Source organism: Microbulbifer sp. SH-1, assembly GCF_011326135.1.
Classification (GTDB): Bacteria; Pseudomonadota; Gammaproteobacteria; order Pseudomonadales; family Cellvibrionaceae; genus Microbulbifer; species Microbulbifer harenosus.
In genome coordinates this window covers 3,133,422-3,157,886 of record NZ_CP046948.1, presented here as the reverse complement: position 1 = coordinate 3,157,886, position 24,465 = coordinate 3,133,422, and the positions used below count along the sequence as shown (strand labels likewise).

At 60.6% G+C, this 24,465-nt stretch carries 25 protein-coding genes; 17 read left to right on the top strand and 8 right to left on the bottom strand.

Features of this window, described 5'->3' with window-relative positions:
* The first annotated feature begins 297 nt into the window (after positions 1-297).
* The 4 genes from GNX18_RS12940 (at position 298) to GNX18_RS12925 (ending at position 5,806) form a co-directional block, all read left to right on the top strand.
* Entirely contained in the window at positions 298-2,523 is a 2,226-nt protein-coding gene (locus GNX18_RS12940) for a TonB-dependent receptor (RefSeq protein ID WP_166218618.1), read from the top strand.
* 94 nt (positions 2,524-2,617) lie between these two features.
* Entirely contained in the window at positions 2,618-4,093 is a 1,476-nt protein-coding gene (locus GNX18_RS12935) for an adenosine deaminase (protein ID WP_138237119.1), read from the top strand.
* A gap of 30 nt (positions 4,094-4,123) precedes the next feature.
* A complete protein-coding gene (locus GNX18_RS12930; protein ID WP_166218616.1) occupies positions 4,124-5,236 on the top strand; it encodes a purine nucleoside permease in 1,113 nt (370 codons plus the stop codon).
* Between the two features lie 150 nt (positions 5,237-5,386).
* Entirely contained in the window at positions 5,387-5,806 is a 420-nt protein-coding gene (locus tag GNX18_RS12925; RefSeq protein ID WP_166218614.1) for a cytochrome c5 family protein, read from the top strand.
* 268 nt (positions 5,807-6,074) lie between these two features.
* Here GNX18_RS12925 and rep read toward each other — a convergent pair whose 3' ends face one another.
* Positions 6,075-8,108 (bottom strand): DNA helicase Rep, encoded by a 2,034-nt coding sequence (gene rep, locus GNX18_RS12920; RefSeq protein WP_138237117.1) that lies wholly within the window; start codon positions 8,106-8,108, stop codon positions 6,075-6,077.
* A 183-nt stretch (positions 8,109-8,291) separates the two neighbouring features.
* Between rep and GNX18_RS12915 the strand changes: the two genes are divergently transcribed.
* The 7 genes from GNX18_RS12915 (at position 8,292) to GNX18_RS12885 (ending at position 13,399) form a co-directional block, all read left to right on the top strand.
* Positions 8,292-9,179 carry a helix-turn-helix domain-containing protein gene (locus tag GNX18_RS12915; RefSeq protein ID WP_166218612.1) on the top strand — a complete coding sequence of 296 codons (888 nt, stop codon included), beginning with the start codon at positions 8,292-8,294 and terminating at the stop codon, positions 9,177-9,179.
* Positions 9,180-9,242: 63 nt separating this feature from the next.
* Entirely contained in the window at positions 9,243-10,643 is a 1,401-nt protein-coding gene (locus GNX18_RS12910; protein WP_166218610.1) for a hypothetical protein, read from the top strand.
* Positions 10,644-10,743: 100 nt separating this feature from the next.
* Positions 10,744-10,977, top strand: coding sequence for a DUF3565 domain-containing protein (locus GNX18_RS12905; protein WP_138237114.1), 234 nt, complete (start codon positions 10,744-10,746; stop codon positions 10,975-10,977).
* A complete protein-coding gene (locus GNX18_RS12900; RefSeq protein ID WP_166218608.1) occupies positions 10,977-11,432 on the top strand; it encodes a YaiI/YqxD family protein in 456 nt (151 codons plus the stop codon). Before GNX18_RS12905 ends, GNX18_RS12900 begins: the two co-directional genes overlap by 1 nt.
* 24 nt (positions 11,433-11,456) lie before the next feature.
* Positions 11,457-11,960 carry a GNAT family N-acetyltransferase gene (locus GNX18_RS12895; RefSeq protein WP_166218606.1) on the top strand — a complete coding sequence of 168 codons (504 nt, stop codon included), beginning with the start codon at positions 11,457-11,459 and terminating at the stop codon, positions 11,958-11,960.
* 25 nt (positions 11,961-11,985) lie between these two features.
* On the top strand, positions 11,986-12,861 hold the full coding sequence (gene bla, locus GNX18_RS12890) for a subclass B3 metallo-beta-lactamase (RefSeq protein WP_166218604.1): 876 nt from the start codon (positions 11,986-11,988) through the stop codon (positions 12,859-12,861).
* 1 nt (position 12,862) lies between these two features.
* Positions 12,863-13,399: a GNAT family N-acetyltransferase gene (locus GNX18_RS12885; RefSeq protein WP_166218602.1), complete on the top strand. Its 537-nt coding sequence runs from the start codon at positions 12,863-12,865 to the stop codon at positions 13,397-13,399.
* 73 nt (positions 13,400-13,472) lie between these two features.
* On the opposite strand, the gene GNX18_RS12880 is transcribed toward GNX18_RS12885, so the two are convergent.
* Together GNX18_RS12880 and GNX18_RS19690 are read right to left on the bottom strand one after the other, a co-directional pair.
* On the bottom strand, positions 13,473-14,963 hold the full coding sequence (locus GNX18_RS12880; RefSeq protein ID WP_166218600.1) for a YifB family Mg chelatase-like AAA ATPase: 1,491 nt from the start codon (positions 14,961-14,963) through the stop codon (positions 13,473-13,475).
* A 62-nt stretch (positions 14,964-15,025) separates the two neighbouring features.
* Positions 15,026-15,415: an accessory factor UbiK family protein gene (locus GNX18_RS19690; protein ID WP_240914006.1), complete on the bottom strand. Its 390-nt coding sequence runs from the start codon at positions 15,413-15,415 to the stop codon at positions 15,026-15,028.
* A 276-nt stretch (positions 15,416-15,691) separates the two neighbouring features.
* Between GNX18_RS19690 and GNX18_RS12870 the strand changes: the two genes are divergently transcribed.
* The 5 genes from GNX18_RS12870 to GNX18_RS12850 all read left to right on the top strand — a co-directional run bounded on the left by GNX18_RS12870 (position 15,692) and on the right by GNX18_RS12850 (position 19,248).
* A complete protein-coding gene (locus GNX18_RS12870) occupies positions 15,692-16,408 on the top strand; it encodes a TorF family putative porin (protein WP_138237109.1) in 717 nt (238 codons plus the stop codon).
* Between the two features lie 56 nt (positions 16,409-16,464).
* Positions 16,465-16,803, top strand: coding sequence for a P-II family nitrogen regulator (locus GNX18_RS12865; protein WP_138237108.1), 339 nt, complete (start codon positions 16,465-16,467; stop codon positions 16,801-16,803).
* Positions 16,804-16,895: 92 nt separating this feature from the next.
* Positions 16,896-18,155, top strand: coding sequence for an ammonium transporter (locus GNX18_RS12860; protein WP_166218598.1), 1,260 nt, complete (start codon positions 16,896-16,898; stop codon positions 18,153-18,155).
* Between the two features lie 115 nt (positions 18,156-18,270).
* The gene (locus GNX18_RS12855; RefSeq protein ID WP_043319767.1) at positions 18,271-18,609 is read left to right on the top strand and encodes a P-II family nitrogen regulator; all 339 of its coding nucleotides are present in this window, start codon (positions 18,271-18,273) and stop codon (positions 18,607-18,609) included.
* Between the two features lie 426 nt (positions 18,610-19,035).
* Positions 19,036-19,248: a hypothetical protein gene (locus tag GNX18_RS12850; protein ID WP_138237106.1), complete on the top strand. Its 213-nt coding sequence runs from the start codon at positions 19,036-19,038 to the stop codon at positions 19,246-19,248.
* A 146-nt stretch (positions 19,249-19,394) separates the two neighbouring features.
* Here the strand turns inward: GNX18_RS12850 and GNX18_RS12845 are convergent, their stop codons facing one another.
* The 4 genes from GNX18_RS12845 to GNX18_RS12830 all read right to left on the bottom strand — a co-directional run bounded on the left by GNX18_RS12845 (position 19,395) and on the right by GNX18_RS12830 (position 22,648).
* Entirely contained in the window at positions 19,395-20,156 is a 762-nt protein-coding gene (locus GNX18_RS12845; protein WP_138237105.1) for a DUF484 family protein, read from the bottom strand.
* Between the two features lie 58 nt (positions 20,157-20,214).
* A complete protein-coding gene (dapF, locus tag GNX18_RS12840; RefSeq protein ID WP_138237163.1) occupies positions 20,215-21,045 on the bottom strand; it encodes a diaminopimelate epimerase in 831 nt (276 codons plus the stop codon).
* 122 nt (positions 21,046-21,167) lie between these two features.
* The gene (lysA, locus tag GNX18_RS12835) at positions 21,168-22,427 is read right to left on the bottom strand and encodes a diaminopimelate decarboxylase (protein ID WP_166218596.1); all 1,260 of its coding nucleotides are present in this window, start codon (positions 22,425-22,427) and stop codon (positions 21,168-21,170) included.
* On the bottom strand, positions 22,424-22,648 hold the full coding sequence (locus tag GNX18_RS12830; RefSeq protein WP_138237103.1) for a lipoprotein: 225 nt from the start codon (positions 22,646-22,648) through the stop codon (positions 22,424-22,426). The genes lysA and GNX18_RS12830 overlap by 4 nt, the downstream gene beginning before the upstream one ends.
* Before the next feature lie 100 nt (positions 22,649-22,748).
* Here GNX18_RS12830 and cyaY point away from each other — a divergent pair, with 100 nt between their 5' ends.
* Positions 22,749-23,081, top strand: coding sequence for an iron donor protein CyaY (gene cyaY, locus GNX18_RS12825; RefSeq protein WP_166218594.1), 333 nt, complete (start codon positions 22,749-22,751; stop codon positions 23,079-23,081).
* A gap of 205 nt (positions 23,082-23,286) precedes the next feature.
* Here cyaY and GNX18_RS12820 read toward each other — a convergent pair whose 3' ends face one another.
* Complete coding sequence (locus tag GNX18_RS12820; protein ID WP_166218592.1) at positions 23,287-24,270, bottom strand: glycerophosphodiester phosphodiesterase family protein; 984 nt, start codon at positions 24,268-24,270, stop codon at positions 23,287-23,289.
* Between the last annotated feature and the right edge of the window lie 195 nt (positions 24,271-24,465).

Here is a 24,465-nt window from a genome sequence, read left to right as displayed (position 1 = left end):
AAACCCAAGGCGGGGCCAGATAGTGGTGCTGTTGACCAGCAACCGCCGCGAATAGGATGAAATCAGCATCGCACATGTCAGTGAAATTGCAATCGGGGTGATCCTGTGTGGTTGCGGCAGGCACATGGGCGGTCAGGATTCCTGAGAAAAACCTGACCGGACGGTTAATGATTGGCACGGTCGTTGCTCTTTATGGTGCAAGGATTTACGGAATACACATCAGCAACCATAACGACCACCGAAGACCACTGGCCGGCAGACCTGTCAGTCCGGGTGCGGTGCTAAGGAATCTGACAAATGAGCAAGGCCTTCACTCATACCCTCCTCGCGACCGCCATTGTCGCAACCCTGCCCGCTGTGGCCGTTGCTGCTGAGAGTGAGACAAGGCACAAAGCGGCGGTGCTGGAAGAAGTCACCGTGACGGCCCAGCGTCGCAGCGAGGGTCTGCAGGAAGTGCCAATTTCTGTGGCCGCCCTGTCCGGGGAGCGCCTTGACAGCATGTTCACCGCGGGCGACGACATTCTCGCGCTGGCGGCGCGAGTGCCGAATCTTTATGCCGAGTCTTCCAACGGTCGCGCCGCACCGAGGTTCTATATTCGCGGCCTGGGCAACGCGGATTTCGATCTCGCCGCGTCGCAGCCGGTGTCCATTGTCTTTGACGACGTGGTGCAGGAAAACGTGGTGCTGAAAAGTTTCCCGATTTTCGATGTGGAACAGGTGGAGGTGGTGCGCGGTCCCCAGGGTACGCTGTTCGGCCGCAACACCACCGCGGGTGTGATCAAGTTCGACAGCCGCAGGCCCACCTGGGAAAGCGACGGCTATATGAAAGTGGCGGCGGGGGAACTGGGCACCGCGAATATCGAGGGCGCCTTTGGCGGCGCGCTGGTAGAAGACAAACTGGCCGGCCGCCTGTCTTTGCTGAGGCAGGAGCGCGGCGACTGGATCGATAACCGCTACACCGGTGAAGACGATGTGATGGGCGGCTTCACCGAGCTGGCGGCACGCGGGCAGTTGCTGTGGACCCCGACGGATAACTTTTCCGGGCTGCTGAATGTGCACCAACGCGATCTCGACGGCACCGCCAGCGTATTCCGCGCAAATATCTATGAACAGGGTGCGCAGGGTGAACTCAAGGAAAACTTCGACCGCGATTCGGTGTACTTCGACAATGGTGACAACAACCCGCAGAAATACCAAAGCGCCGGCTCCTCCCTGAAGCTGGAATGGAACCTGGGCGATATGCTGCTGACCAGTATCTCCGCCTACGAGCGTGCCGACGGCTCCAGCAAAGGCGATATCGACGGCGGTGTGGTAGGCGACGGCCCCGGCTTTATTCCGTTTGATGCGCTCACCGAAGACCGGGCGGATGTCTCCCAGCTCACTCAGGAAATCCGCCTCGCCAGCAATACCAATGATCCGCTGCAGTGGCAGCTGGGTGGTTTCTATTACGACTCGGACCTGGATGTCACCAGTATCGATGGCTTCTACGGCGCTACCACCGTCCGTCACGGCAACACCTCCTGGGCGCTGTTCGGCCAGACCTCCTACGATTTCAGCGATGCGCTCACCGGCACCCTGGGCCTGCGCTACACCTACGACGAAAAGTCGCTGGTGGTCGGTGAGCAGAACGTCGACGGGTTTGCCCTGGTCATCGATGCCGCCAGTATCCAGGACTACGAGCCGGTGGAGATCGACGATGGCCAGCTGAGCTGGGAGGCCAGCCTGAACTATGTTCTCAATGACGAATCCAGTGTCTATGGCCGTATCGCGGAAGGCTTCCGCGCCCAGTCCATCCAGGCACGCGATGTGGCGTTCGAGGGCAGCCCATCCATCGCCGACTCGGAAACCATCACGTCCTTTGAAGTGGGTTACAAGGCGGACCTGCTGGAAGATACTCTGCGCCTCAATGTCGCGGTGTTTTACTACCAGATTGACGATATCCAGTTGACCGCCGTTGGTGGCGGCGGCAACTTCAATCGTCTGCTGAATGCGAACAAGGGCGTGGGCAAGGGCTTTGAGGTAGATCTGGAGTGGGTGGCGACGGACAATCTGCTGCTTACCGCCGGTGCCGGCTTCGCGGATACCGAAATCCAGGATGCCGGCCTTACCACAGCCTACTGTGGGTCCGGCCAGTGTACCGTTACCGATCCGGTGCCGGTTGACGGCCTCGCCATGATCGACGGCAATCCTTTCCAGTCCGCGCCGGAGAGCGTGTTCAATTTTACCCTGCGCTACAGCCTGCCAGTGGGCAGCGAAGGTGAAATGTTTCTGTTTACCGACTGGGCCTATCAGGGCGAGACCCACTTGGCGCTATATACTGCTGAGGAGTACACCATCGACAACCAGTTTGAGGGCGGGCTGCGCCTGGGGTACACCAGCTTTGTCGGCGACTACGAGGTGGCGTTGTTCGGGCGCAATATTACCGACGAGGAAAACATCAAGGGTCAGATCGATTTCAATAATCTGACCGGCTTCGTCAACGACCCGCGTGTCCTCGGGGTGGAATTCCGCAAGAATTTCTGATTCGCATTCAATTGCCACATTCACCCGGTACACTCTTTTCTGGGCGTGTTTTCCGGGTTAATCCTGTTTCTGCAGCTGGAGTTTTATCGTTACCATGGCCAAGCGATTCAAGCCTGCCATCTTCCGCACACTGGGTATCTGCGCGAGCCTGCTGGCGGGCATTGTGAGTCCATCCGCCGGCGCGGCTGAACAATGGTTCGAGGCGTTCAAGGCCTCCGCCGACGACCGCGATCTCTACCGTTTTCTCTACGCATTGCCGAAGGGTGGAGACCTGCACAATCACCTGACCGGCTCCAACTTCAGCGAATGGTGGTACCAGCTGGCCACCAATAAAAAACTGAACGGCGGCTACGAATACTACACCCGCGTGCGCATCGACAACTGCGCCGGCTACGGCCACGACATGTTCGGCATGGCCCCCTATCTTATGTATTTCCGCAATCTGCAGGCCTCCAGTTATCAAGCACTTTCCGATTGCGAAAAAGGCGAGTACAAAAAAATCGACGCGCTGGATCCAGGGGAAAAAACTGCCTGGATGAACAGTCTGCGCCTGGATAAAAAGCACGAGGGACGCGAGGAATTTTTCCAGACCCACTGGCAGCGCCTCAACGATCTCGGCCGCAACCCGTACATCAATGCCGAGATGCTGGTGAAAAATATGCAGGCCTTCGCCCGCGAGGGTCTCAGCTATCTCGAGACCATGGAAGGGACCCGCTTTTATACCCGCCCCGACGGCAGCGCGTTTACCCCGGACGAGGTGGCGGATATTTTCCGCAAACGGCTGGCGCAGTCCGATGCCGTAGCCACCGGCGTGACTGCGCGCATGCAGTATTACCTGTTGCGATTTATCGGCAACGCCGAGGAAGACCTGGAATGGATTTACCGCTTTGTGAATAAAAATCGCGACCTGTTTGTGGGAATCAACATGGTCGGCCGCGAGGACAACGACAAAGGCTACCCGCTGCGTTTCCTGCCCACCCTGCGCAAGTTGCGCCGGGATATTCCGGGCATCCCGCTGGCGATTCACGCCGGCGAAGTGGATGAACCCAATCACCATGTGCGCGATACGCTGTTGTTGGGCGCTTCGCGGATCGGCCATGGGGTAAACCTGATTAGCGACCCGGACACCATGCTGCTGATGCGCAACAGCGACTATCTGGTGGAGATCAACCTGATCAGTAACCTGCTGCTGGACTATGTGGATGACTACAGCCAGCACCCCTTCCCGGAATACCTGCGCATGGGCATTCCGGTGGCGCTGTCCACCGATGACCGCGGCATGTGGGATTCCAATATGACCGATGAATATTTTGTTGCCGTCAAAGAGTTCAACCTGTCGTGGGAGGAATTGACCTCCCTGGCCCGCAACTCCCTGCAACACAGTTTTGCCGACGACGAAACCAAGCGCGCACTGTTACAGGACTATGAAACTCGGCTGGAACAGTTCAAGAAGCGCTTCCAGCGCCACGGCTCCGCAGCACTCGATGACGTGGTACCGCGCAGCCACGGCTTTATCTGCAAGCACTACAAACTCTGTGAATTCTCCACACCGGTCATGGCCGCCAATTGAAATTATTGACGAGAACCCGCGAGAAAAATGATGTTGAAACATTCGCTCTGTAAACGAACGCTGTCCTCTGTACTGTTTTCGCTGCTGGTATTGGCAGGATGTGAAAAAAAGGCCGAAACGCCCGCGGAAAACCAGAGTACCCAATCGTCTTTGCCGATTCCGGTGAAAGTCGTGGTGGTGAACATGTTTGAAATCGGTGAAGACGAGGGGGATACCGCCGGCGAATTCCAGCTGTGGAAGGAACGCCAGAAGCTGAGCCAGCGCTTCCCGTTTCCGCAATCCCACCACGACCTGTTCCTGAATCCGGAAACCGGCGTGCTGGGTATGGTGACCGGCATGGGTACCAATAAATCCTCCTCGGCGGTGATGGCGCTGGGCCTGGATCCGCGCTTTGATCTCCGCAAGGCCTATTGGCTGGTGGCTGGTATCTCCGGTTTCGATCCGGCGGATGCCTCTATTGGTTCCGCTGCCTGGGCGGAGTGGCTGGTGGACGGCGATCTGATGCACGAAATCGACAGTCGCGAACTGCCGGAAGATTGGTCCACCGGCATTTTTCCACTGTTCAGCAAGGGCCCCTACCCGGAGAAACGCCCGCCGAATCAGGGGGAGGTGTTCCGCATCAACGGCCAGCTGACCGAATGGGCATTTCAGCTTACCAAGGATATCGATCTGGGGGATGACGAGACCATCGCCGAGAATCGCAAAAAGCTCACCGACTTCCCCAACGCGCAGCGCAAACCGTTTGTGCTGAAGGGCGACAATCTGGCGGGTATGACTTTCTGGCACGGTGACCACCTGAACCGCTGGGCGAACCAGTGGGTGGACTACTGGAGTGAGGGGCAGGGCAGCTTTGTTTCCTCGGCGATGGAGGACACCGGCACCGCTCAATCCCTGGCCTACCTCGACCGTGCCGGCAGGGCGGACTACAACCGCCTGATGGTCCTGCGCACCGCCAGCAACTTTACCGTGCCGCACCCGGGAATGACCGCAGCGGAAAGCCTGCTCAGCGAGGGCGAGGACTACGCCGGCCTGCAGCTGTCACTGGAGAGCGCCTACCGCGTGGGCAGCCGCGTGGTGGATACCCTGGTGAACGACTGGGACACCTATCGGGACCAGATGCCCTACGCCGCAAACGCCCACTGACTTGCCCGATTTCCCCCCACCGGGGCAAGCGGATGCGGCACAGGCCTTCGCAGGGGCCGGCGCTATGCTTATAATGCGCGGCTGTTTGACAGAGGTTTGTGGCGATTGCGCCGAAATCTACGGGCCGGCTTGGGCCTTCAGGGGGATTGGATGAGAGTAGTTTTGAATTTCGTGGCGGCCCTGGCCGTAGCGGCTGGCGCGGCCATGGCTGTGGCCCAGTCTGTGGATGAACAGATCGCCGAGCGCATTGCGCCTGCTGGTCAGACCTGCATGAAGGGCGATGAGTGTGCGGCGGCAGCGCCCGCGACAGCGGCCTCTTCCGGCGGTGCCCGCAGCGGTTCTGATGTATACAGCGGCCACTGCGCCGCCTGTCACGCGACCGGTGCGGCGGGTGCACCCAAGTTCGGCGACGCCGGCGCCTGGGGTCCGCGTATTGCCAAGGGTATGGATACGCTCTACACCCACGCGCTGAACGGTTTCAACGCGATGCCGGCGAAAGGTCTGTGTATGACCTGCTCCGACGACGAGGTAAAAGCGGCCGTTGACCATATGGTGGAAAACAGCAAGTAAGCGATCGCTTACCGTCGAGAATAGAAAGGCCGCTCAGTGAGCGGCCTTTTTTGTTTCTGGATTGTGCTGGATTTCTCTCGCCCGTCACACCGGCGCGGGCCGGTGCCCAGTGGGGCTGGATGCCGGATCGAGTCCGGCATGGCGGAGATAGTCACTCGGGCCATCCATGGTCGGTGTGCCGCATCACCTCGCCCTTCGGGCAGCCTTCGGCTGTGCTAAACAGCGTTCCGGCCGCTCCAGGTATTCACGGCGCCTTCGGCCCTGCCGTTTAGTCAAACATACTCAGCAGCGACCCCAACGTCTCCGCCCCCTTGGCCTGGTTCTGCTCCGGCGTCGCCTTGCCAAATCCCTCGAACACGCAGTCTTCCTGCGGCAGTTCGTCGAGGAAGCGGCTGGGGGTGGTGTCCTGGTTCTCGCCGAACATCTTGCGCTTGCCCGCCAGGGTCATGGTCAGGGTGCGCTGGGCGCGGGTGATGCCCACATAGGTGAGGCGGCGCTCTTCCTGGATATTGTCGTCCTCGATGCTGTTGCGGTGCGGCAGCAGGTTTTCCTCCATGCCGATCATGAATACATGGGGGAACTCCAGGCCCTTGGCCGCGTGCAGGGTCATCAGGCTGACCTTGTCGGTGGCTTCCTCTTCCTCCTGGCGGTCGAGCATATCGCGCAGGATCAGCTTGGAGATGGCCTGTTCCAGGCGCACATCCTGCTCCAGCTCGTCGTCGGTGCCCTCCATGGTTTTCATCAGGCTGTCCAGCAGCCAGTAGACGTTCTCCATGCGCTTCTCGGCGACCTTCTCGCTGCTGGCGTTCTGCGACAGCCAGCCGGCGTAGTCGATGTCGTCGAGCATTTCGCGCAGGGCGGTTTCCGGGTTGTTGTCGACGCAATTGCGGGCGACACCCTGCAGCCAGTGGGCGAAGCGGTTCAGGCGCTCGTAGCCCTGCTCGGTGATGTGCTCCTTGAAGCCGATCTCGGTACACGCCTGCAGCATCGACACCTCGCGGCCCTTGGCGTAGTTGCCGAGCGCCTCCAGGCTGCTGGTGCCGATCTGGCGGCGCGGGGTGTTGATGATGCGCAGGAAGGCGTTGTCGTCGTCCGGGTTTACTAACAGACGCAGGTAGGCCATCACGTCCTTGATCTCCGCGCGGGCGAAGAAGCTGGTGCCGCCGGACATTTGATACGGAATTTGGTTTTCCTGCAGCTTCATTTCGATAAGCCGCGCCTGATGGTTGCCGCGGTACAGCACCGCGAAGTCCATAAACTTGGCGCCGCGGCGGGCCTTCTGCAGGAAGATCTCGTTGGCGACGCGCTCCGCTTCCTCGTTCTCGTTGGTGGTCTTGAGCACGCGGATTTCGTCGCCGAGGCCCTTGTCGGACCACAGCGCCTTGTCGAATTCGTGCGGGTTGTGGGCGATCAGGTGGTTGGCCACCTTGAGGATGCGGCTGGTGGAGCGGTAGTTCTGTTCGAGCTTGATCAGGCGCAGGTTTGGGTAGTCCTGTTTGAGCTGGCTCATGTTCTCCGGGCGCGCGCCGCGCCAGGCGTAGATGGACTGGTCGTCGTCGCCCACCACGGTGAGGCCGCCGCGGCTGCCCACCAGCAGTTTCACCATCAGGTACTGGGAGCTGTTGGTGTCCTGGTACTCGTCCACCAGCAGGTAGCGGATCTTGCGCTGCCAGCGGTACAGCAGCTCCGGATCGGATTCGAACAGCTGCACCGGGATCAGGATCAGGTCGTCGAAGTCGACGGAATTGTAGGCCTTGAGTGCCTCGCAGTAGCGCCCGTAGGCCACCGCCATCGCCTGCTCCCCGGGACTCTGCGCCAGTTCCAGCGCCTTGCGCGGGGTGAGCATGTCGTTCTTCCAGTTGGAGATCTGGTTCTGCACCCGGTCCAGCAGGTCGGTGTCCAGATCGCCGTCGCGCAGCATCAGCTCCTTGATCAGGCCGCGGGCGTCCTCGGCGTCGAAAATGGAGAAGCCGGGTTTGAAGCCGGCGGCGCGGTGCTCCTTGCGCAGGATGTTCAGGCCCAGGTTGTGGAAGGTGGACACGGTGAGGCCGTGGGAGGCCTTGGACTTCTTGCCGTCCGGGCCCACGATCAGCTTGCCGACGCGCTCTTTCATCTCCCGCGCGGCCTTGTTGGTGAAGGTCAGTGCCGCGATATTTCGCGCCTGATAGCCGCACTCTTCGATCAGATAGGCGATTTTGCGCGTAATCACACTGGTCTTGCCGGAACCGGCGCCGGCCAGTACCAGGCAGGGTCCATCGACGTATTTGACAGCTTCCGCCTGGCGCGGATTGAGTTTGGTCATAGGGGTACAGCGGAGTTGGCAGCGACTGAAACAACGTGAAGGTGCGGATTCTATCAGCCGCGCCCCGGGTTGGCTGCGCCCGGGGTTGGATTTATATTGACCAACGCGACGAGAGAATTACCAGCGAGCAGCCAGAGAGAAATCCTGCTGCGCAGGCTCAGATAACAAAAAGCAGGCCGAACCATGAAGACCAGTACACCGCTGTCCCTGGTGGACCAATCCCGCAGTGAAAGCGCCTTTGGGCGCCTGATGCATTTCTGGCGCAAGACCTTGGGTCTGTCCCAGGAGCAGCTGTCGGAAGACCTCGGGGTCTCCACCCGCCATATCAGTTTTCTGGAAACCGGCCGCTCGCAGCCGTCGCGACTGGTGGCCGGCGCCCTCGCGGAATGCTTCGGCCTGAGCGCCCGCGACCGCGCCTACCTGCTCACTGCCGCGGGCTTCTCTGCCGACCAATCGGTGTTTGAGACCCCGGAACTGGCGGTGTGGATGAATAAGTCCATGCAGAACGCCATGGCGCGCGCGGAGCCCGAGCCGGCATTTGCGCTGGACAACTTCGGCCGCGTGATTTCGGTCAACCGGGCCTGGCTCGCCTTCTTCCTGCCGCGTGTGGACCCGGCACTGCTGGAGGCGCCCAACATGTACGAGCTGGTGATGAATCCCAATGGCCTGCGCCCATACCTGCACAATGGCACAGCCTTGTCCTGCGGCCTGGCCCTGTACCTGACCATGGAAACCCTGCAGAGCGACTCCCCGGAGGGCTGGGCCATGCTGGCGCGGCTGGAGGCCGCGGGGGCGCTGCCGGACAACTGGCCGCAGCTCGCGCGCCGCCTCATCCACACCAGCGATTACCCGCTGGCACTGAACACCGGCGAGGGCATCGTCAATCTCACTGTGTATAACGATACCCTCTCGTCCACCTCGCAACTGGTGCAACCGCGCCTGCTGATCGGCCGTATCTACCGCGACGACAACCGCCGGGTGGTGAGTGACGCGGAGCTGGCGGCGGTACCCGAAGATCACCCGCTGCTGTACCGCCAATTGCTGCGCGCCGGATCATTACCTGATAAATAATGGCCGCCCTCGCTGGCCGCGCCTAAGCTCGAAACACTGGATAACAATAAAGAGCAGCAGGCGATGGACCAGAGCAACTCCACCGATACTTCCCTTGATGCCAGTGCGTCGCAACGCGGCTGGCGCTGGGGCCCGTTTACCTTCCGCGTACCCTTCCTGCATTTAAAGTTCGTGCCCTCGCAGTTCGTGCAGGGTGTGGTGGTGGCGAGCGGCACCAGCCTGATCATGGCACCGGTGCTGATCGGCTACTTCGGCCTCAGCTTCGAGGAATCCCTGGCACTGCTGTTGCTGGCCAACACCATCCTGTGTGCGTCTTTCCTGCTGTTCGGCGAGCCTTTCGCACCGGGGATGCTCACGCCCGCCTTCCCGCTGGTGCTCACGTTCATTGTCGGCGGCTACCCCGAGGGGCCGGAGCGCTTCCAGGTGATGACCGCGCTGTCGCTGTCGCTCGCCGCCATCGCCACGGTGTTCAGCTTGTCTGGACTATCGCAGCGACTGATGCGCGCGCTGCCGGTGGCACTGAAAGCGGGGATCATTTTCGGTGCGGCGATCTCCGCGCTGGACCGGGTGTTCGTGAAAGATATCGCGCTGTTCCAGAGCCATCCCGTCAGCGCCACTACCGCGCTGGTGGTGGCGCTGCTGTTTACCTTCTCAGCGCCGGTACAGATGCTGCGCGCGCGCCACAAGTGGCTCGACAGCCTGTGCAGCCTCGGCCTGCTGCCGGGTTTTGTCGCCGCCGCGGTGGTGGGGGTGATCGCCGGCGAGATCCACTTCGATATCCGCTGGGGTCTGTTCATTCCGCCGGTGACGGAAACCCTCGCCAAGGTCTCCCCCTTCAGCATCGGCTGGCCGCCGCTGTCTATGTATGTGGACGTGCTGCCGCTGGCATTTGTGGCCTATGTGATCCTGTTCGGCGACTTCGTCACCGGCTCGGAAATGATTCGCAGCGCGCAGCCAGCGCGCGGTGACGACCCCATCGACGCGGACTTCGGCCGCAGCCAGCTGGCGGTGGCCGCGCGCAATGGAATCTCTGCCGTACTCGCGCCGCTGTTTCCCTACCAGGGCCTGCTGTGGACCGGCGTGCACGCGGTGATCATCCAGACCTGGCGCCGCGGTCGCGACAAAATGGCGGACCTGCACAGCGGCATCGGCTCCTACTACGGCTTCGGCCTGCCGCTGATCTACCTGTGCTGGCCCTGGATCAGCCTGATCAAACCCATCATGGCCATTGCCCTGATGCTCACTCTTGCACTCACCGCCTTCGCCTGCATCCTGGTGGCTGCGCCGCTGGTGAAGAAACCGCTGGAAATGGTCTGCGCGCTGGTGATCGGCTATATGCTCGCCATGTTCGACGTGTGGACGGCGCTCGCCGCCGCGGTATTCCTGTTGATCTGTATCAACGGCAGCCTGCCGCGCCGGAACCGGAGCGCCGAAGTGGCAGGCGCGGTGCAAACACCAGAATAACTTTTACCTCCAGGGCGGATTTGTCTATAAAGGCACCTCAACGAGGTGCCTTTTTTCTTGCTGCTATCGAGCAAGCTTCAATATCCATGCTTCAACAACGATGCTTCAACCGATAAGCGGTTATCACCGCGACGACGAAAACCACTGGGTGGCCCAGCTCGCCTGCGGCCACAACCAGCACGTGCGCCACGATCCGCCCTGGCAGAACCGCCTCTGGGTCACCACCGCAGAGGGCCGTGCGCGGATGCTCGGCCATAAGCTCGACTGCAGGAAATGCGACGAGGGCGCGCCTGTTGATGAACGTCCGGATGAACAACCGCGAGAAGACTGCTAATGCCGAAGATCTGGGTCGATGCCGACGCCTGTCCCACCGTCATCAAGGAAATCCTGTTCCGCGCCGCCGAGCGCACCCAGACTGAGTTGACGCTGGTTGCCAACCAGTACGTGCGGGTACCGCCGTCGCCCTTTATTCGCGCACTGCAGGTAACCGCCGGTTTCGATGTTGCCGACAACGAAATCGTACAGCGCTGCGAGTGCGGAGACCTGATCATCACCGCGGACATTCCACTGGCGTCGGAGGTGATCGACAAGGGCGCCACCGCGCTCAACCCCCGCGGCGAAAAATATTCCAAGGCGAATATCCGCGCGCGCCTGAACATGCGCGATTTTATGGAAACCCTGCGCTCCAGCGGCGTCCACACCGGCGGCCCGCCGCCGCTGGGGCAGCAGGAGCGCAAGGCGTTTGCCGATCAGCTGGACCGCTGGTTGGCACAGGCCAGAAAAAACTAACCCGATAACCCGCAAGGTATAGCGATGGATACGTACGGAAATCGACTGGTTCCGTTTCACCAAAAACACTTGCCGAAGCTGATGAGCTGGATTGGTTCGCAGCAGCAGTGCACCCAGTGGGGTGGCCCCGGTTTTCGCTACCCGTTTGATTCTCAGAGCTTTTCCGAGGACTGTCGCTGGAAAGAGCTGCCAAGTTTTGCACTCGAGAATGCGCAGGGCGAACTGCTGGCGTTCGGACAGTTTTATAACCGCCTCGACCACTGCCATCTTGGGCGGCTGATAGTTGCGCCGTCCGCGCGCGGGCGCGGCGTGGGGAAGCAGCTCGTGCGCGGACTGGCGGCTCAGGGCCGTGAGGCACTGCATTTCACGCAGTGCTCGCTGTTTGTATTGAAAAATAATTCCGCGGCGAAGGCACTGTACGAAAAACTGGGCTTTGAAGTGTGTGATTATCCGGAAACCGTGGACTGGTTGGATGAGTGTCACTACATGATTGCGCCGATGGAAAAATTACTGGAAGTGGAGCATTAAGGTGAAAAATGGTTTCGGTGCACTTGTGCAACAAATTTTCCTCGCGGTTGCCGCTGCCACAACGGCCATCACCGCCGCCGCAACGGAGCAGCCACTGCCACAGCTCAAGGCATACGAGGTGCCGGAACCCTGGCGCACGCCGGTGGTGCCGCTGCAGATTGCCGAGCACACCTGGCAGATCGGCACTGAGGAGCTCACCGCCCTGCTGGTGAAAACCGATGCCGGAGCGGTGCTGATCGACGGCGGCATGCCGCAGGCGGCACAGCATCTGCTGGCGAATATGCGCAAACTCGGTATCGAGCCTTCGGAACTCAAGTTTATTTTCCACAGCCACGCGCACGCCGATCACGCCGGCCCGCTGGCGGAAATACGGCGTATCTCTGGCGCGCGCCTGGTGAGTAATGCCGAGTCCGGGCGGCTGCTGGCGAGCGGCGGTGCAGGGGATATTCACTTTGGCGACGGGTTGATGTTTCCGCCAGTGAACGTCGATCGCTATGTCCTGGATGGCGAAACTGTCGAACTGGGGAATGTGCAGTTTCAAGTGCATTTTATTCCTGGCCACACTCCCGGCAGTATGGCGTGGACCTGGCAGGACAGGCGCGATGGCAAAGTTGTGGACATCGCCTATGTGGACAGCTTGACCGCGCCGGGATATCAGTTGCTCGACAACCCGCGCTACCCGCACCTGCTGAACGACTTCCGCTTTACCTTCGCTAAGGTACGCGATCTCCCCTGCGACCTGTTGCTGACACCGCACCCGGGCGCCAGTGGCTGGCGCTATGTCGAGGAAGCAAAACAGGAAACAGAAATGGACTGCAAAAGCTATGCGGTGCAGGCACAGCTTCAGCTCGACAAACAGCTGGAAAAGCAGCGTCAGGAAAAAAAGCAGGACAAACACTGATATGCGCATCGAGCCAACAACGCAGCGCCTGCAACTGCGCCAGTGGCGGGACAGCGACCGCGTACCGTTTGCGTTGATGAATGCGGACCCGGCCGTGATGGAATTTTTTCCGGCACTGTTGAGCCGCGCCGAGAGCAATGCGGCAATCGACCGTCAGATCGCGCATATCGAACAGCACGGCTGGGGATTCTGGGCGGTGGAAACGCTGGAGGACCAGCAGTTTATCGGTTTTGTCGGCATCAAAAACGTGACCGAGGATATGCCGTTTGCGCCGTCCGTGGAGATCGGTTGGCGTCTGTCGAGGAGGGCCTGGGGCAAGGGCTATGCCACCGAGGCGGCACGCGTGTGTCTGCAAGTGGGGTTTGAGGAGTTGGGTTTGAGTGAGATCGTCTCGTTTACCGTTCCTGGAAATTTTCGTTCGCGCTCGGTGATGGAAAAACTGGGTATGCAGCAGGGCGAAAACTTTCTCCACCCGGCACTGCCGTCGGGGCATCCGATGCAGGAACACGTGCTTTATCGGTTAACAACCACGTTGTAGGAGCCTGCTTGCAGGCGAATGGTCCGGAGCACTGATCGGTTCGCTTGCAAGCAAGCTCCTACAGGGTGCCGCGCTAAACGGTTGCTATCGGTTTGCGGTCGAGATTGCGGTACGCCAGCGCTTCGGCAATCTGTGATGTACCGATATTTTCCTGTCCGCACAAATCGGCGAGCGTGCGCGCCACTTTCAGTACCCGGTGGTAACTGCGTGCCGACAGGCCGAGTTTCTCCACCGATGCGCGCAGCAATGCACTTTCCGTTTTGCCCAGAGAGCAATGTTCATCCAGCTCGCGGCCTTTCAGTTCTCCGTTTATTTTCCCCTGCCGCTGCAACTGGATTTCCCGCGCGGTGCGCACCCGCTCGCGCACGGTCGCGGACTTTTCCCCGGGCGGGGACTCCTGCAGTTGCGCGGCGCTCATGCTGGCCACTTCCACCTGCATATCGATGCGATCCAGCAATGGGCCGGAGAGTTTGTTGCGGTAGCGGTGTATCTGGTCCGGGGTGCAGCGGCAGCGGGTTTCGCCGAGATAGCCACAGGGGCACGGGTTCATCGCCGCCACCAGCTGGAAATCCGCGGGAAAGGTGACCTGAGCGCGGGCGCGGGAAATCCGCACTTCGCCGTTCTCCAGCGGTTCGCGCAGGATCTCCAGCGCGGAGCGGGGGAACTCTGGCATCTCGTCGAGAAACAGCACGCCGCGGTGGGCGAGGCTGATTTCTCCGGGGCGCGGGTCGCTGCCGCCGCCGACCAGTGCTGTGGGAGAGGCCGAGTGGTGCGGTGCGCGAAATGGCCGCTGGCGAATGCGCGCGAGCCCGGCGCTGGAATAGAGTGCGGCCACCTCAATCAGCTCGCGCTCGGTAAGTGGCGGCAGGATACCCGGAAGGCGACTCGCCAACATGGTTTTTCCTGTACCCGGCGGACCGTAAAACAACAGGTTGTGACTTCCGGCCGCGGCGACTTCCAGTGCGCGTCGCGCCTTCAGTTGGCCGCGCACATCCGCCAGATCTGCGCACAGTGCCTCCTCTTGCGTCTCGTCACCTACGGCATCCGGCAGCGGCTCGCGCCCGTGCAGCTGTGCGCACACCTGCAGCAGCGAAGAAGCGGCTTTGATGGGCGTGCCGATCAGTGCCGCCTCGGCGGCGGACTCGGAGGAAATCACCAGGGTGCGGTCGCAATCGCCACAGGCCATGGCCGCGGGCAGGGCGCCGGGAATAGGGCGCAGGCTGCCGGATAGGGCCAGCTCGCCGATAAATTCATACTGTTCAAGTGTATCCCCGGGCACCTGCCCGGAGGCCGCGAGGACGCCGATTGCGATGGCGAGGTCGTAACGACCGCCGGCCTTGGGCAGGTCCGCCGGAGCCAGGTTGACGGTGATGCGCCGCTGGGGGAACTCGAAATGACTGTTGACGATGGCGCTGCGCACCCGGTCGCGGCTCTCGCGCACCGCGGCCTCCGGCAATCCGACAATATTGAATGCCGGCAGCCCGTTGGCGAGATGGGTTTCCACGGTGACCAATGGCGCGTGAATGCCCAGTTGTGCGCGGGCATAGGTGATGGATAGGCTCACTTTCTTTCCCTGAACAATGGTCTTCCCTGAAATTCCGGCGCGGTTCCGGATTTTTTGACCAATTAGTTTTTGTCTTCCAGTTGCTCTTCAAGCGCTTTCAGTTGCTGTTCAAGATGGGCGAGCTTTTCCTCGGCCCGCGCCAGTTTGGCGGCCTGGATATCGAACTCGCGCTGGCTCACCAGCGGCAGTTTTCCCAGCGCCACCTCGAGCGCATCGCGCAGATCGCCGCTGACAACTGCCCCTTGTTGTTGCAGTTCGCTTAATAACTGTTGCAATTTTTCCGCGGCCACGCGCAATTCTCCACTACAAATTCCAGCTTCAACAGCGGCAAATATTACCGCAGCCCCTAATTCCCACCAAGCCGCGAAACACATGCCCACTATTGGGTCGCAAGCCCCACAAGTCACCGCACAAATGCGCCATCTGGGTGCAGGTTCAATTTTGGTGCGCACTTATTTTGCGCATCGGGCTGGCCCCAGCCGCACGCCCAGCGCCAAAAAAAACGGCTAACTCACTGATTTAAAAAAGGAATTCAAGAGTTGGCACCAACCCTGCAAGTACTCCGGTACGAATCGTCCTGGCAAAGAAGGCAGGGGATAGGTCTTCTGAAAGAAGTGCCTGGACGAGCGCGGTGTGTACCGACTCCCAGGTGATGTCCCCACCGCAAAAAAATAATTCAAAACAAGTATTTCACACAGAGAACCAGGAGAACCAACGTGCGATTCCATATGAATAAAAAGATTGCAGCGGTATTTACAGCAAGCGCTCTCGCGTTCGCCATCGGCAGCAGCGCGGCGGTGGCTCAGGAGGCCGGTATCAGTGCCAGCGCCAATCTCGGCGTGGTGAGTGACTACCGCTTCCGCGGTGTTTCCCAGTCTGACACCGGTCCGGCGATTCAGGGCGGCGTGGATCTGGATTTTGGCAACGGCATTTACCTGGGCACTTGGGCCTCGCAGGTGGACTTTGCCTACGGCAGCAACGAAACCGAGTTTGAACAGGACTTCTACGGCGGTTATGCCGGCGAAACTGCGGGCGGCATTGGCTACGACGTAGGTTACATCTACTACGCCTACCACGGCAGCAATCGCGATGAGGACTACCAGGAAGTCTACGGCAGCCTGAGCCTTGGCGACCTGAGCCTGGGCTTCGCCTACTCCGACGATTACTGGTACCAGGCGGGTGAATTCTATTACCTGAATGCCGGCTATTCCTTCAGCCTGGCTAACGACATCGCGCTGGATATCAGTGCTGGTCTGAACCTGTTCGACGAAGAAATTTATGTGAACACAGACTCCTACATCGATTACACCGTTTCGGTCAGCAAGGAGTTTGGCGGCCTGGCATTGTCGGCCTCGCTGGTCGGCACCGATGCCAGTGAAAAGGAGTGCTGGGGTTACGACTGGTGTGAGCCGACGGTTCTGGCTGGCGCAACCTACAGCTGGTAACCGGAAAAACGAACGGGCCCGCTCTTTGGAGTGGGCTTTCATCTTAGGGGGAGACCATGAAACTGGTAACCGCAATTATCAAACCATTCAAGCTCGACGCGGTGCGCGATGCCCTGGCGGAAGCCGGAGTAAAAGGTATCACCGTGAGTGAAGTGAAGGGATTTGGACGGCAGAAAGGGCATACCGAACTCTACCGTGGAGCCGAGTATGTAGTGGATTTTCTGCCCAAAACCATGTTGCAGATCGCCGTTGACGACAGCCAGGTAGACGCTGTGCTGGAAGCCATCGGCAGCGCGGCACAAAGCGGCAAGATCGGCGATGGCAAGATCTTTGTTGCAAACCTTGAGCAGGCAATCCGTATCCGCACCGGTGAAACCGGCACGGAAGCGATCTAACAATCAATAACGATTGCCAAAAAACGATTCTTTGATCAATAGAAATAACTGCCGGGGCAACTCGGGAAAGTTTGGGTTAAACGGAGCGAAAAATGGAAAATCAAATTTTTCAGTTGCAGTACGCAATTGATACATTTTATTTCCTCGTGTGCGGTGCACTGGTCATGTGGATGGCGGCAGGCTTTGCCATGCTGGAAGCGGGCCTGGTGCGTTCCAAGAACACTACGGAAATTCTCACAAAAAACGTGGCGCTATTTGCCATTGCCAGCATCATGTATCTGATCAGCGGTTACGCCATTATGTACGATGGCGGCTGGCTGCTGAACGGCATTGAAGCCTTCGATCTGGAAGGCGTGCTGGCGAGCTCTGCAGAGAACGGTTTCGAAGGCGACTCCGTCTACTCCGGTGCTTCCGACTTCTTCTTCCAGGTGGTGTTTGTGGCGACTGCCATGTCCATCGTCTCCGGTGCGGTTGCCGAGCGCATGAAGCTGTGGAGCTTCCTGCTGTTCGCGGTAGTGATGACCGGTGTTATCTACCCGCTGGAAGGTTCCTGGACATGGGGCGGCAAAGAAGTGTTCGGCCTGTACAACCTGGGTGACCTGGGCTTCTCCGATTTCGCCGGCTCCGGCATCGTACACATGGCCGGTGCTGCCGCTGCTCTCGCCGGCGTACTGCTGCTGGGTGCGCGTAAAGGCAAATACGGTCCGAATGGCGAGATCTACGCCATCCCCGGTGCCAACCTGCCGCTGGCCACTCTGGGTACCTTCATCCTGTGGATGGGCTGGTTCGGATTTAACGGTGGTTCCGTGCTGAAACTGGGCGACGCTGCCAACGCGCACTCCGTGGCCATGGTATTCCTGAACACCAACGCCGCTGCCGCTGGTGGTGCCGTTGCCGCGCTGATCACCGGCCGCATCCTGTTCGGCAAGGCCGACCTGACCATGCTGCTGAACGGCGCGCTGGCTGGCCTGGTGGCCATCACCGCTGAGCCCTCCACCCCGACCGCCCTGCAGGCTACCCTGTTCGGCGCCATCGGCGGCGTGCTGGTGGTCTTCTCCATCATCACCCTGGACAAGCTGAAGATCGACGACCCCGTTGGCGCCATCTCCGTGCACGGTGTGGTGGGTCTGCTGGGCCTGCTGTTGGTGCCGGTTACCAACGATGGCTCCTCACTCAGCGGCCAGCTGATCGGTGCCGCCACCATCTTTGCGTGGGTATTCATCGCCTCCTTAATCGTCTGGTTCGCCCTCAAGCTCATCACCGGTATCCGTGTGACCGAGGAAGAAGAGCAGCAAGGTGTTGACTTGGTCGAGTGCGGAATGGAAGCTTATCCGGAATTTATGAGCAAATAAGCGCTCATAATATCGCTGCCGGGTCTGTGACCAGGCCCGGCAGCAGCAAGAATCTTCCGGCACCGCTTCACTGTTGGGCCGGTGCCCGAAAGAAACAATATCAGGGGATAAGTCAATGAAACTGATTACGGCTGTCGTGAAGCCATTCAAACTGGACGATGTGCGCACCGCGCTGTCTGAGGTTGGCGTACAGGGAATGACCGTGACCGAAGTGAAAGGCTTCGGCCGTCAGAAAGGTCACACCGAGCTGTACCGTGGCGCGGAATACGTGGTGGACTTTCTGCCCAAGGTGAAACTGGAATTGGCGGTGGACGACAGCATGGTCGACAGCGCCGTGGAAGCGATTACCAAGGCGGCCCAGACCGGCAAGATCGGCGACGGCAAAATCTTTATCACTGCGCTCGAAGAAGTCATCCGCATCCGCACCGGTGAAACCGGCAGCGAAGCGGTCTGATCAAAGAACCGCGCAAATTGTTTACCAGCCCTGCATTGCAGGGCTTTTTTGTGCCCGAAAAACGCGTATAGAGAGACCGCCGGCGGCGCGGTGTAAAAATAATCGCCCAGAACAAATGTCGTCAAAATTCTGGCGTGCAAATTTGCATAACCAACAGCAATAAATTGCCTTAAAACTGTACAAAAAAACTCTACCGATAATGGGAACCTTTTCTGGCAGGCTGCTGGGACACTGCCTATAACTATTTCGCCGCAGGAATTCTTCTGCCCGCTAGGTTTTATTTGCAGAAATTGCACGGCGCGGCCGCCTGCAGTTTCAGGGTGAGTAAAACGGAAGGGCAATTGCGGATGTATCTGTAAGTAGGAAACCGCGGCAGCAGGGGTATTCCCTCTGTAACAAGGGGTATCAAGTTACAGGGTAATTGACATGAAAGACGACCAATACAGCGTTCGGGCAAAGGACTCCGAGGAATTCGGCGAAGAACGCTCCATCACCTCCCGCCAGCGGGCCCGCAGTGAACTGAGTGCCGAAGTCGAGGCTTTTCTCGCCAGCGGCGGTGCTATCAATGAGATAGCACCGGACATCACCGCGGACCCACCTCGCAAGCCGCAGCCGAAGTACGGCAGTCGGCCCATCTGAGAGTCATGCGTTACGGGTGATACTGGATACCGGCTCCGCCGGTAGGACTGCAACCGCGTCACCCCGGCTCCGGCCGGGGTCCAGTTTTCCACCGGCGGCGTTGCCAGGAATTCGTTTTGCGCACAGCGGGCCGGAGCCGAATGGTCTCAGCTGCGCGCCAGCAGGTCGGGCAGCAGGCGCTCGAGAATCTCGCCGATATAGGACAGGAACAGGGTGCCGAGACTGGAGCGGTAGTGGTTTGGATCGCTGGAACCCACCGCGAGTATGCCGAGCTGGTTGGCGAGCGGCACCACTGCGGCGGAGGCGACGCGCTCGGCGTCACTGCCAAACAGAAAACCTGTCTCGGTGGGGCGCAGGGTGCCGCATACGGTGCGGCCGTTGCGCAGGATGGAGCCGATGGCGGTTTCCGCACTGGCGCGGGAACAGCTGCGCGCATCCCCCAGCTGCTTGCCGGAACCCGGCAGCGGCCCGAACAGGGTGAGCGCGGTCACTTCCACATTGAAATCGTTGCGGAAGCTCTGCAGCAGCGCGCGCGCGGCTTCTGCCACCGTGCGCGCTTCCAGCAATGCCAGAATCAGGCGGCGGCTGTGCATGAACAGCTGATCGTTGTCGCGGGCGTTTTGCAGCAACTGGTCGAGGCGCTGGCGCATCTCGATGTTGCGCTCTCGCAGCAGGTTGGTCTGGTGGGTCATCAGCGACACGGTCTTGCCGGATTCCCGCGGGATCTGGATCGTCTCCAGCAGCTCGAGGTTTTCCGCAAAGAAGCTGGGGTTCTGCATCAGGTAACGCGCCACCTGCCGCGCCAGCAGCTTCTTGTTGCGCTGGTTTTCGCTGTTGGCGGCTTCCTGCTTTTCCAGGTTGGCCTCGACGGCGCTGTCGATCAGGGGGGCGTCGCTGTTCTCGGTCATTGCGGTGTCGTTGCTCGGTCGCTGGTCCGGTGTTCTCTGGATTAAACCTCTATCCGGCTTAAACCACTATCTGTCCGTGATATACCGCGGTCGCGGGTCCGGTCATGGTAACCGGCTCACCGGGGCCGGGCCAGTGGATTGTCAGGGTGCCGCCGGGCAGGGTGATCTCCAGTTCTTCATCCACCAGGCCGCGGATGCGGGCAGAGACCATGGCGGCGCAAGCGCCGGTGCCGCAGGCGCGGGTCTCGCCTACGCCGCGCTCGAATACCCGCAGGCGCGCGTGCCCGCGGTCGATGATCTGCAGAAAGCCCACATTTACGCGGGCGGGAAAGCGTGGATGACACTCAATGGCGGCACCGAGGCGCTCCACCGGTGCGCTGTCGACATCTTCCACTAGCAGCACTGCGTGAGGATTGCCCATGGACACGGCGCCGACGGTGTAGGTTTCGCCATCCACCTCCAGAGGGTAGGTCTCGGCCTGGATATCGGCCTGGAATGGAATCTTCGCCGGCTCCAGAACCGGCGCGCCCATGTCCACGCTTACCTGATCCGCGCCCTGCACGTTCAGCTGCAGGACACCAGCGGCTGTCTCCACCAGGATCTGCTCCTTGCTGGTGAGGCGGCGCTCGCGCACGAAGCGTGCGAAACAGCGCGCACCGTTGCCGCAGTTTTCCACCTCACTGCCGTCGGCATTGTAGATGCGGTAGCGGAAATCCACGTCCGGGTCTCGCGGGGCCTCCACCAGCAGCAGCTGATCGCAGCCGATACCGGTGTGGCGGTCGGCGATCTGGCGGACCTTGTCCGACGTCAGTTTTACCCGCTGGGTGATGCCGTCGATCATCACGAAATCGTTGCCGAGGCCGTGCATTTTGGTGAACTTGAGCCGCATGCTGTTTCTCATCAGGTCTGGGTCCCGGCCGGCGCCGGGACGACGGGGTCCTATGTCATTCCGGCGCAGGCCGGAATCCAGTGTTGCAAGGTGGGCCGGTAAATGCGGCCCGCCATCTCGGTTTACATGGAATCTTTCGCCGGCACCGTGGTTTCGCCGCGCACCAGATCCGCGAGGGTCTCACGCGCGCGCACCAGATAGGTCTTGTCGCCGTCCACCAGCACTTCCGCGGCGCGGGTGCGGGAGTTGTAGTTGGAGCTCATGGTGAAACCGTAGGCGCCGGCAGAGAGCATCGCCAGCAGCTGGCCCTGCTCCAGCGCCAGTGGGCGGTGCTTGCCGAGGAAGTCGCCGGTTTCACACACCGGGCCGACGATATCCCAGCTCTCGGCCTCGCCGTTGGCTGGCGTCACCGCGACGATATCCTGCCACGCCTGGTACAGCGCCGGGCGCAGGTTGTCGTTCATGGCGGCGTCGACAATGGCGAAGTTGTGGCCTTCGGTGCGCTTCAGGTACTCCACCCGGGTCAGCAGTGCGCCGCCATTGGCGGAGATGGAGCGGCCGGGTTCCAGCACCAGTGCCAGGTCGCGCCCGGCGAGTTTCTCTTTTACCGCGCCGAGATAATCGCTGACCTCCGGCGGTTCCTCGCCGCGGTAGCGCACGCCGAGGCCGCCACCGAGATCCAGGTGTTTGAGCGCGGTGCCGTCTTCCGCCAGCTCATCGATCAGCGCCAGCAATCGGTCGAGGGCATCGAGGAAGGGGGCGAGGTCGGTGAGCTGGGAGCCGATGTGGCAGTCCACGCCCACGGCGTTCAGGTTTGCAGAGGCGGCCACCTTGCGGTAGACATCGCGGGCGCGTTCGATGGCGATGCCGAATTTGTTTTCCTTGAGGCCGGTGGAAATGTAGGGGTGGGTCTTGGCGTCCACATCCGGGTTTACCCGCAGGGAGACCGGGGCCACCAGTCCCAACTCGCCGGCCACCGCGTCGAGGCGCTCGAGCTCCGCTTCCGATTCCACGTTGAAGCAGTGCACGCCCACTTCCAGTGCGCGGCGCATTTCCGCGGCGGTTTTGCCGACGCCGGAGAACACGACCTTTCTTGGGTCGCCGCCGGCCATCAGCACGCGCTCCAGCTCGCCGGCGGAGACGATGTCGAAACCCGCGCCCAACTGCGCCAGCACAGACAGGACGCCGAGGTTGCTATTGGCCTTGATGGCGTAGCAGATCAGGCCCGGGTGATCGCCGAGGGCGTCGGCATAGGCCTTGTACTGGCGCTCGAAGTGGGCGCGGCTGTAGACGTAGGTGGGGGTGCCGAACTGCTCGGCGATCTGCTCGAGGCTGACGCCCTCGGCCCACAGGCTTCCCTGCTGGTAGTGGAATTCACTCATTTGGTTACTGCTTCTGCTTCCGTGTGTTGCTCGGACGGTGGTTGACTCTGGTCTTTGCTCTCGTCTTTTCGCGCACCGGCTGGCTGGCCGTGGCTGTGGGTTCCGTTCGCAGCGGGCGCGGCCGGGTCCTGGGGCAGGTAGAGCGGGCCCTTCTGGCCGCAACCACCCAGCAGGGTCGTGAGGGAGGCCATGACGATCAGAGGGAACAGCCGTGTGCGCATTCGAAATACCTACCGCATCCGCGGGACGAGAAGACTGGAAAAGCCTGCTAGTATAGCGACCCCTTGGTATGAACAACACCGTAACAGAAGTAACCGGATCATGAGCCAGCCCGCTTCCCAGGCCGCCTACAATGCCGCCATCGAACAGACCCTGATTGCCATCGAGGATGCGCTCGACCATTGTGATGTGGATATGGATTACGAGCGCGCGGATGCGGTACTCACCATTACCCTGGAAGACAGCGGTACCCAGGTGATTCTGTCGCGCCAGAGTGCGGTGCAGGAACTGTGGGTGGCGGCGCGCTCCGGGGGCTATCACCTCAAATTCGAGAATCCCGGTTGGAAGTGCACCACCACCGGTGAAGACCTGCCGACCCTGCTGGATCGTGTACTGACCGAACAGCAGGGTGAAGCCGTTTCCCTCGGCCTTTGATTGATTGCACCCTGTAGGAGCCTGCCTGCAGGCGAAGGGGGGAGCTCTGTAGTTGGTTTGGTGGCGGCGCCGCTACCGGGTAAGCCTTTGTGAGACACGCCGTGCACCCATCCCTGGGGGCTCTGCACCGCCATCCATGGCGGTGAAGGTCTCACAAAGGCTTACCCGGCATCGACACCTTCGCGAAAACTATTGTGGTCCCATCCTAATTTTCTGAAGGGAATTTGGTTTTCACATAAGGCCCAATCACCTCAATCTTCTCCACCCACAGCGCGCCGCGATAATCCGCCGGTAAAAAATCCAGCTCCCGCGGTTGGTAGATCCCGTGCATGCCGCGCCCGCGACCTGCGAAATCCAGCTCCATCACCAGCGATCCCGCGTCATCCATGCGCTGCATAAAGCGGTCCGGCCAGCCCCATAGCGCCCACTGCCAGGTGTTCGGCGCAACCACGGCGCCGTTGCGGCAGGCTTCCGGCACATAGCCGGTCCAGCCCAGCATGATGTAGCGATAGGTGCACTGCTGGACGCTCTCGCGGCTGAAGACCCAGGCGTCCGGGCGCAATTCGCGGATTCTCGCCATCACTTTTTCGTTGCCATATACCCGCAGCGGACCTTGAGTGGGCAAGTTGTGCTTGCGCAGGTATTTGTGCAGCAGGTGGGCTTCCTTCACGCGACCGCTTTTGATGTTGATCAGGAATTGCTTGTCGGGGAATGCCCGGAATACCTCTTCGAGTGTCGGCATCAGTCCCACGCCCTTGCCGCGAAACGGATAGGTTTCGCCGTTGTCCGGGGTGTAGCCGTGGCCGATGTCCAGGGTTTTCAGGTAGCTCATGGGATGGTCGCGGGTGGTGCCGGTGCCTTCGGTGCGGCAGTCGAGGGTCCAGTCATGAAACACGGCGAACTCGCCATCGGTGGTGGGGTGCACGTCGATCTCTACAATATCTGCCCCGTAGTCGAACGCCGCTTGCATGGAGGCGAGGGTGTTTTCCAGATAGTCGTGCTCGGGCGCGTAAACGCGGATTGCGGTGCAGTCGTCGCGGCCGAGATTGTCTTTGCTGTATGTCTGGTAGACACCGCGGTGGGCGATCAGGGTGAGTTTGCCGCTGGGTTTTTCGGCGAGCCACGAGGCGTTGCTGAGGTAGACGGCGATGGCGAAAGCGGCAGTGCCGAGCAACAGGTATTTGCGCATGGGGGCTTCTCTCCTTGTGATCGCGGAGAGTCTAGCGGGTCACGCACGTGGGAAAGTGGCGCCGGGCGGGATGAATTGTGGCGAATAATGGCGAGAGGGGGGAATACACCTTGTAGGAGCCTGCTTGCAGGCGAACAGCGGCTTTATCGCAAGCAGCCATATGGGGCAACCCGACCCGGCCATCCCTGGCCGGGC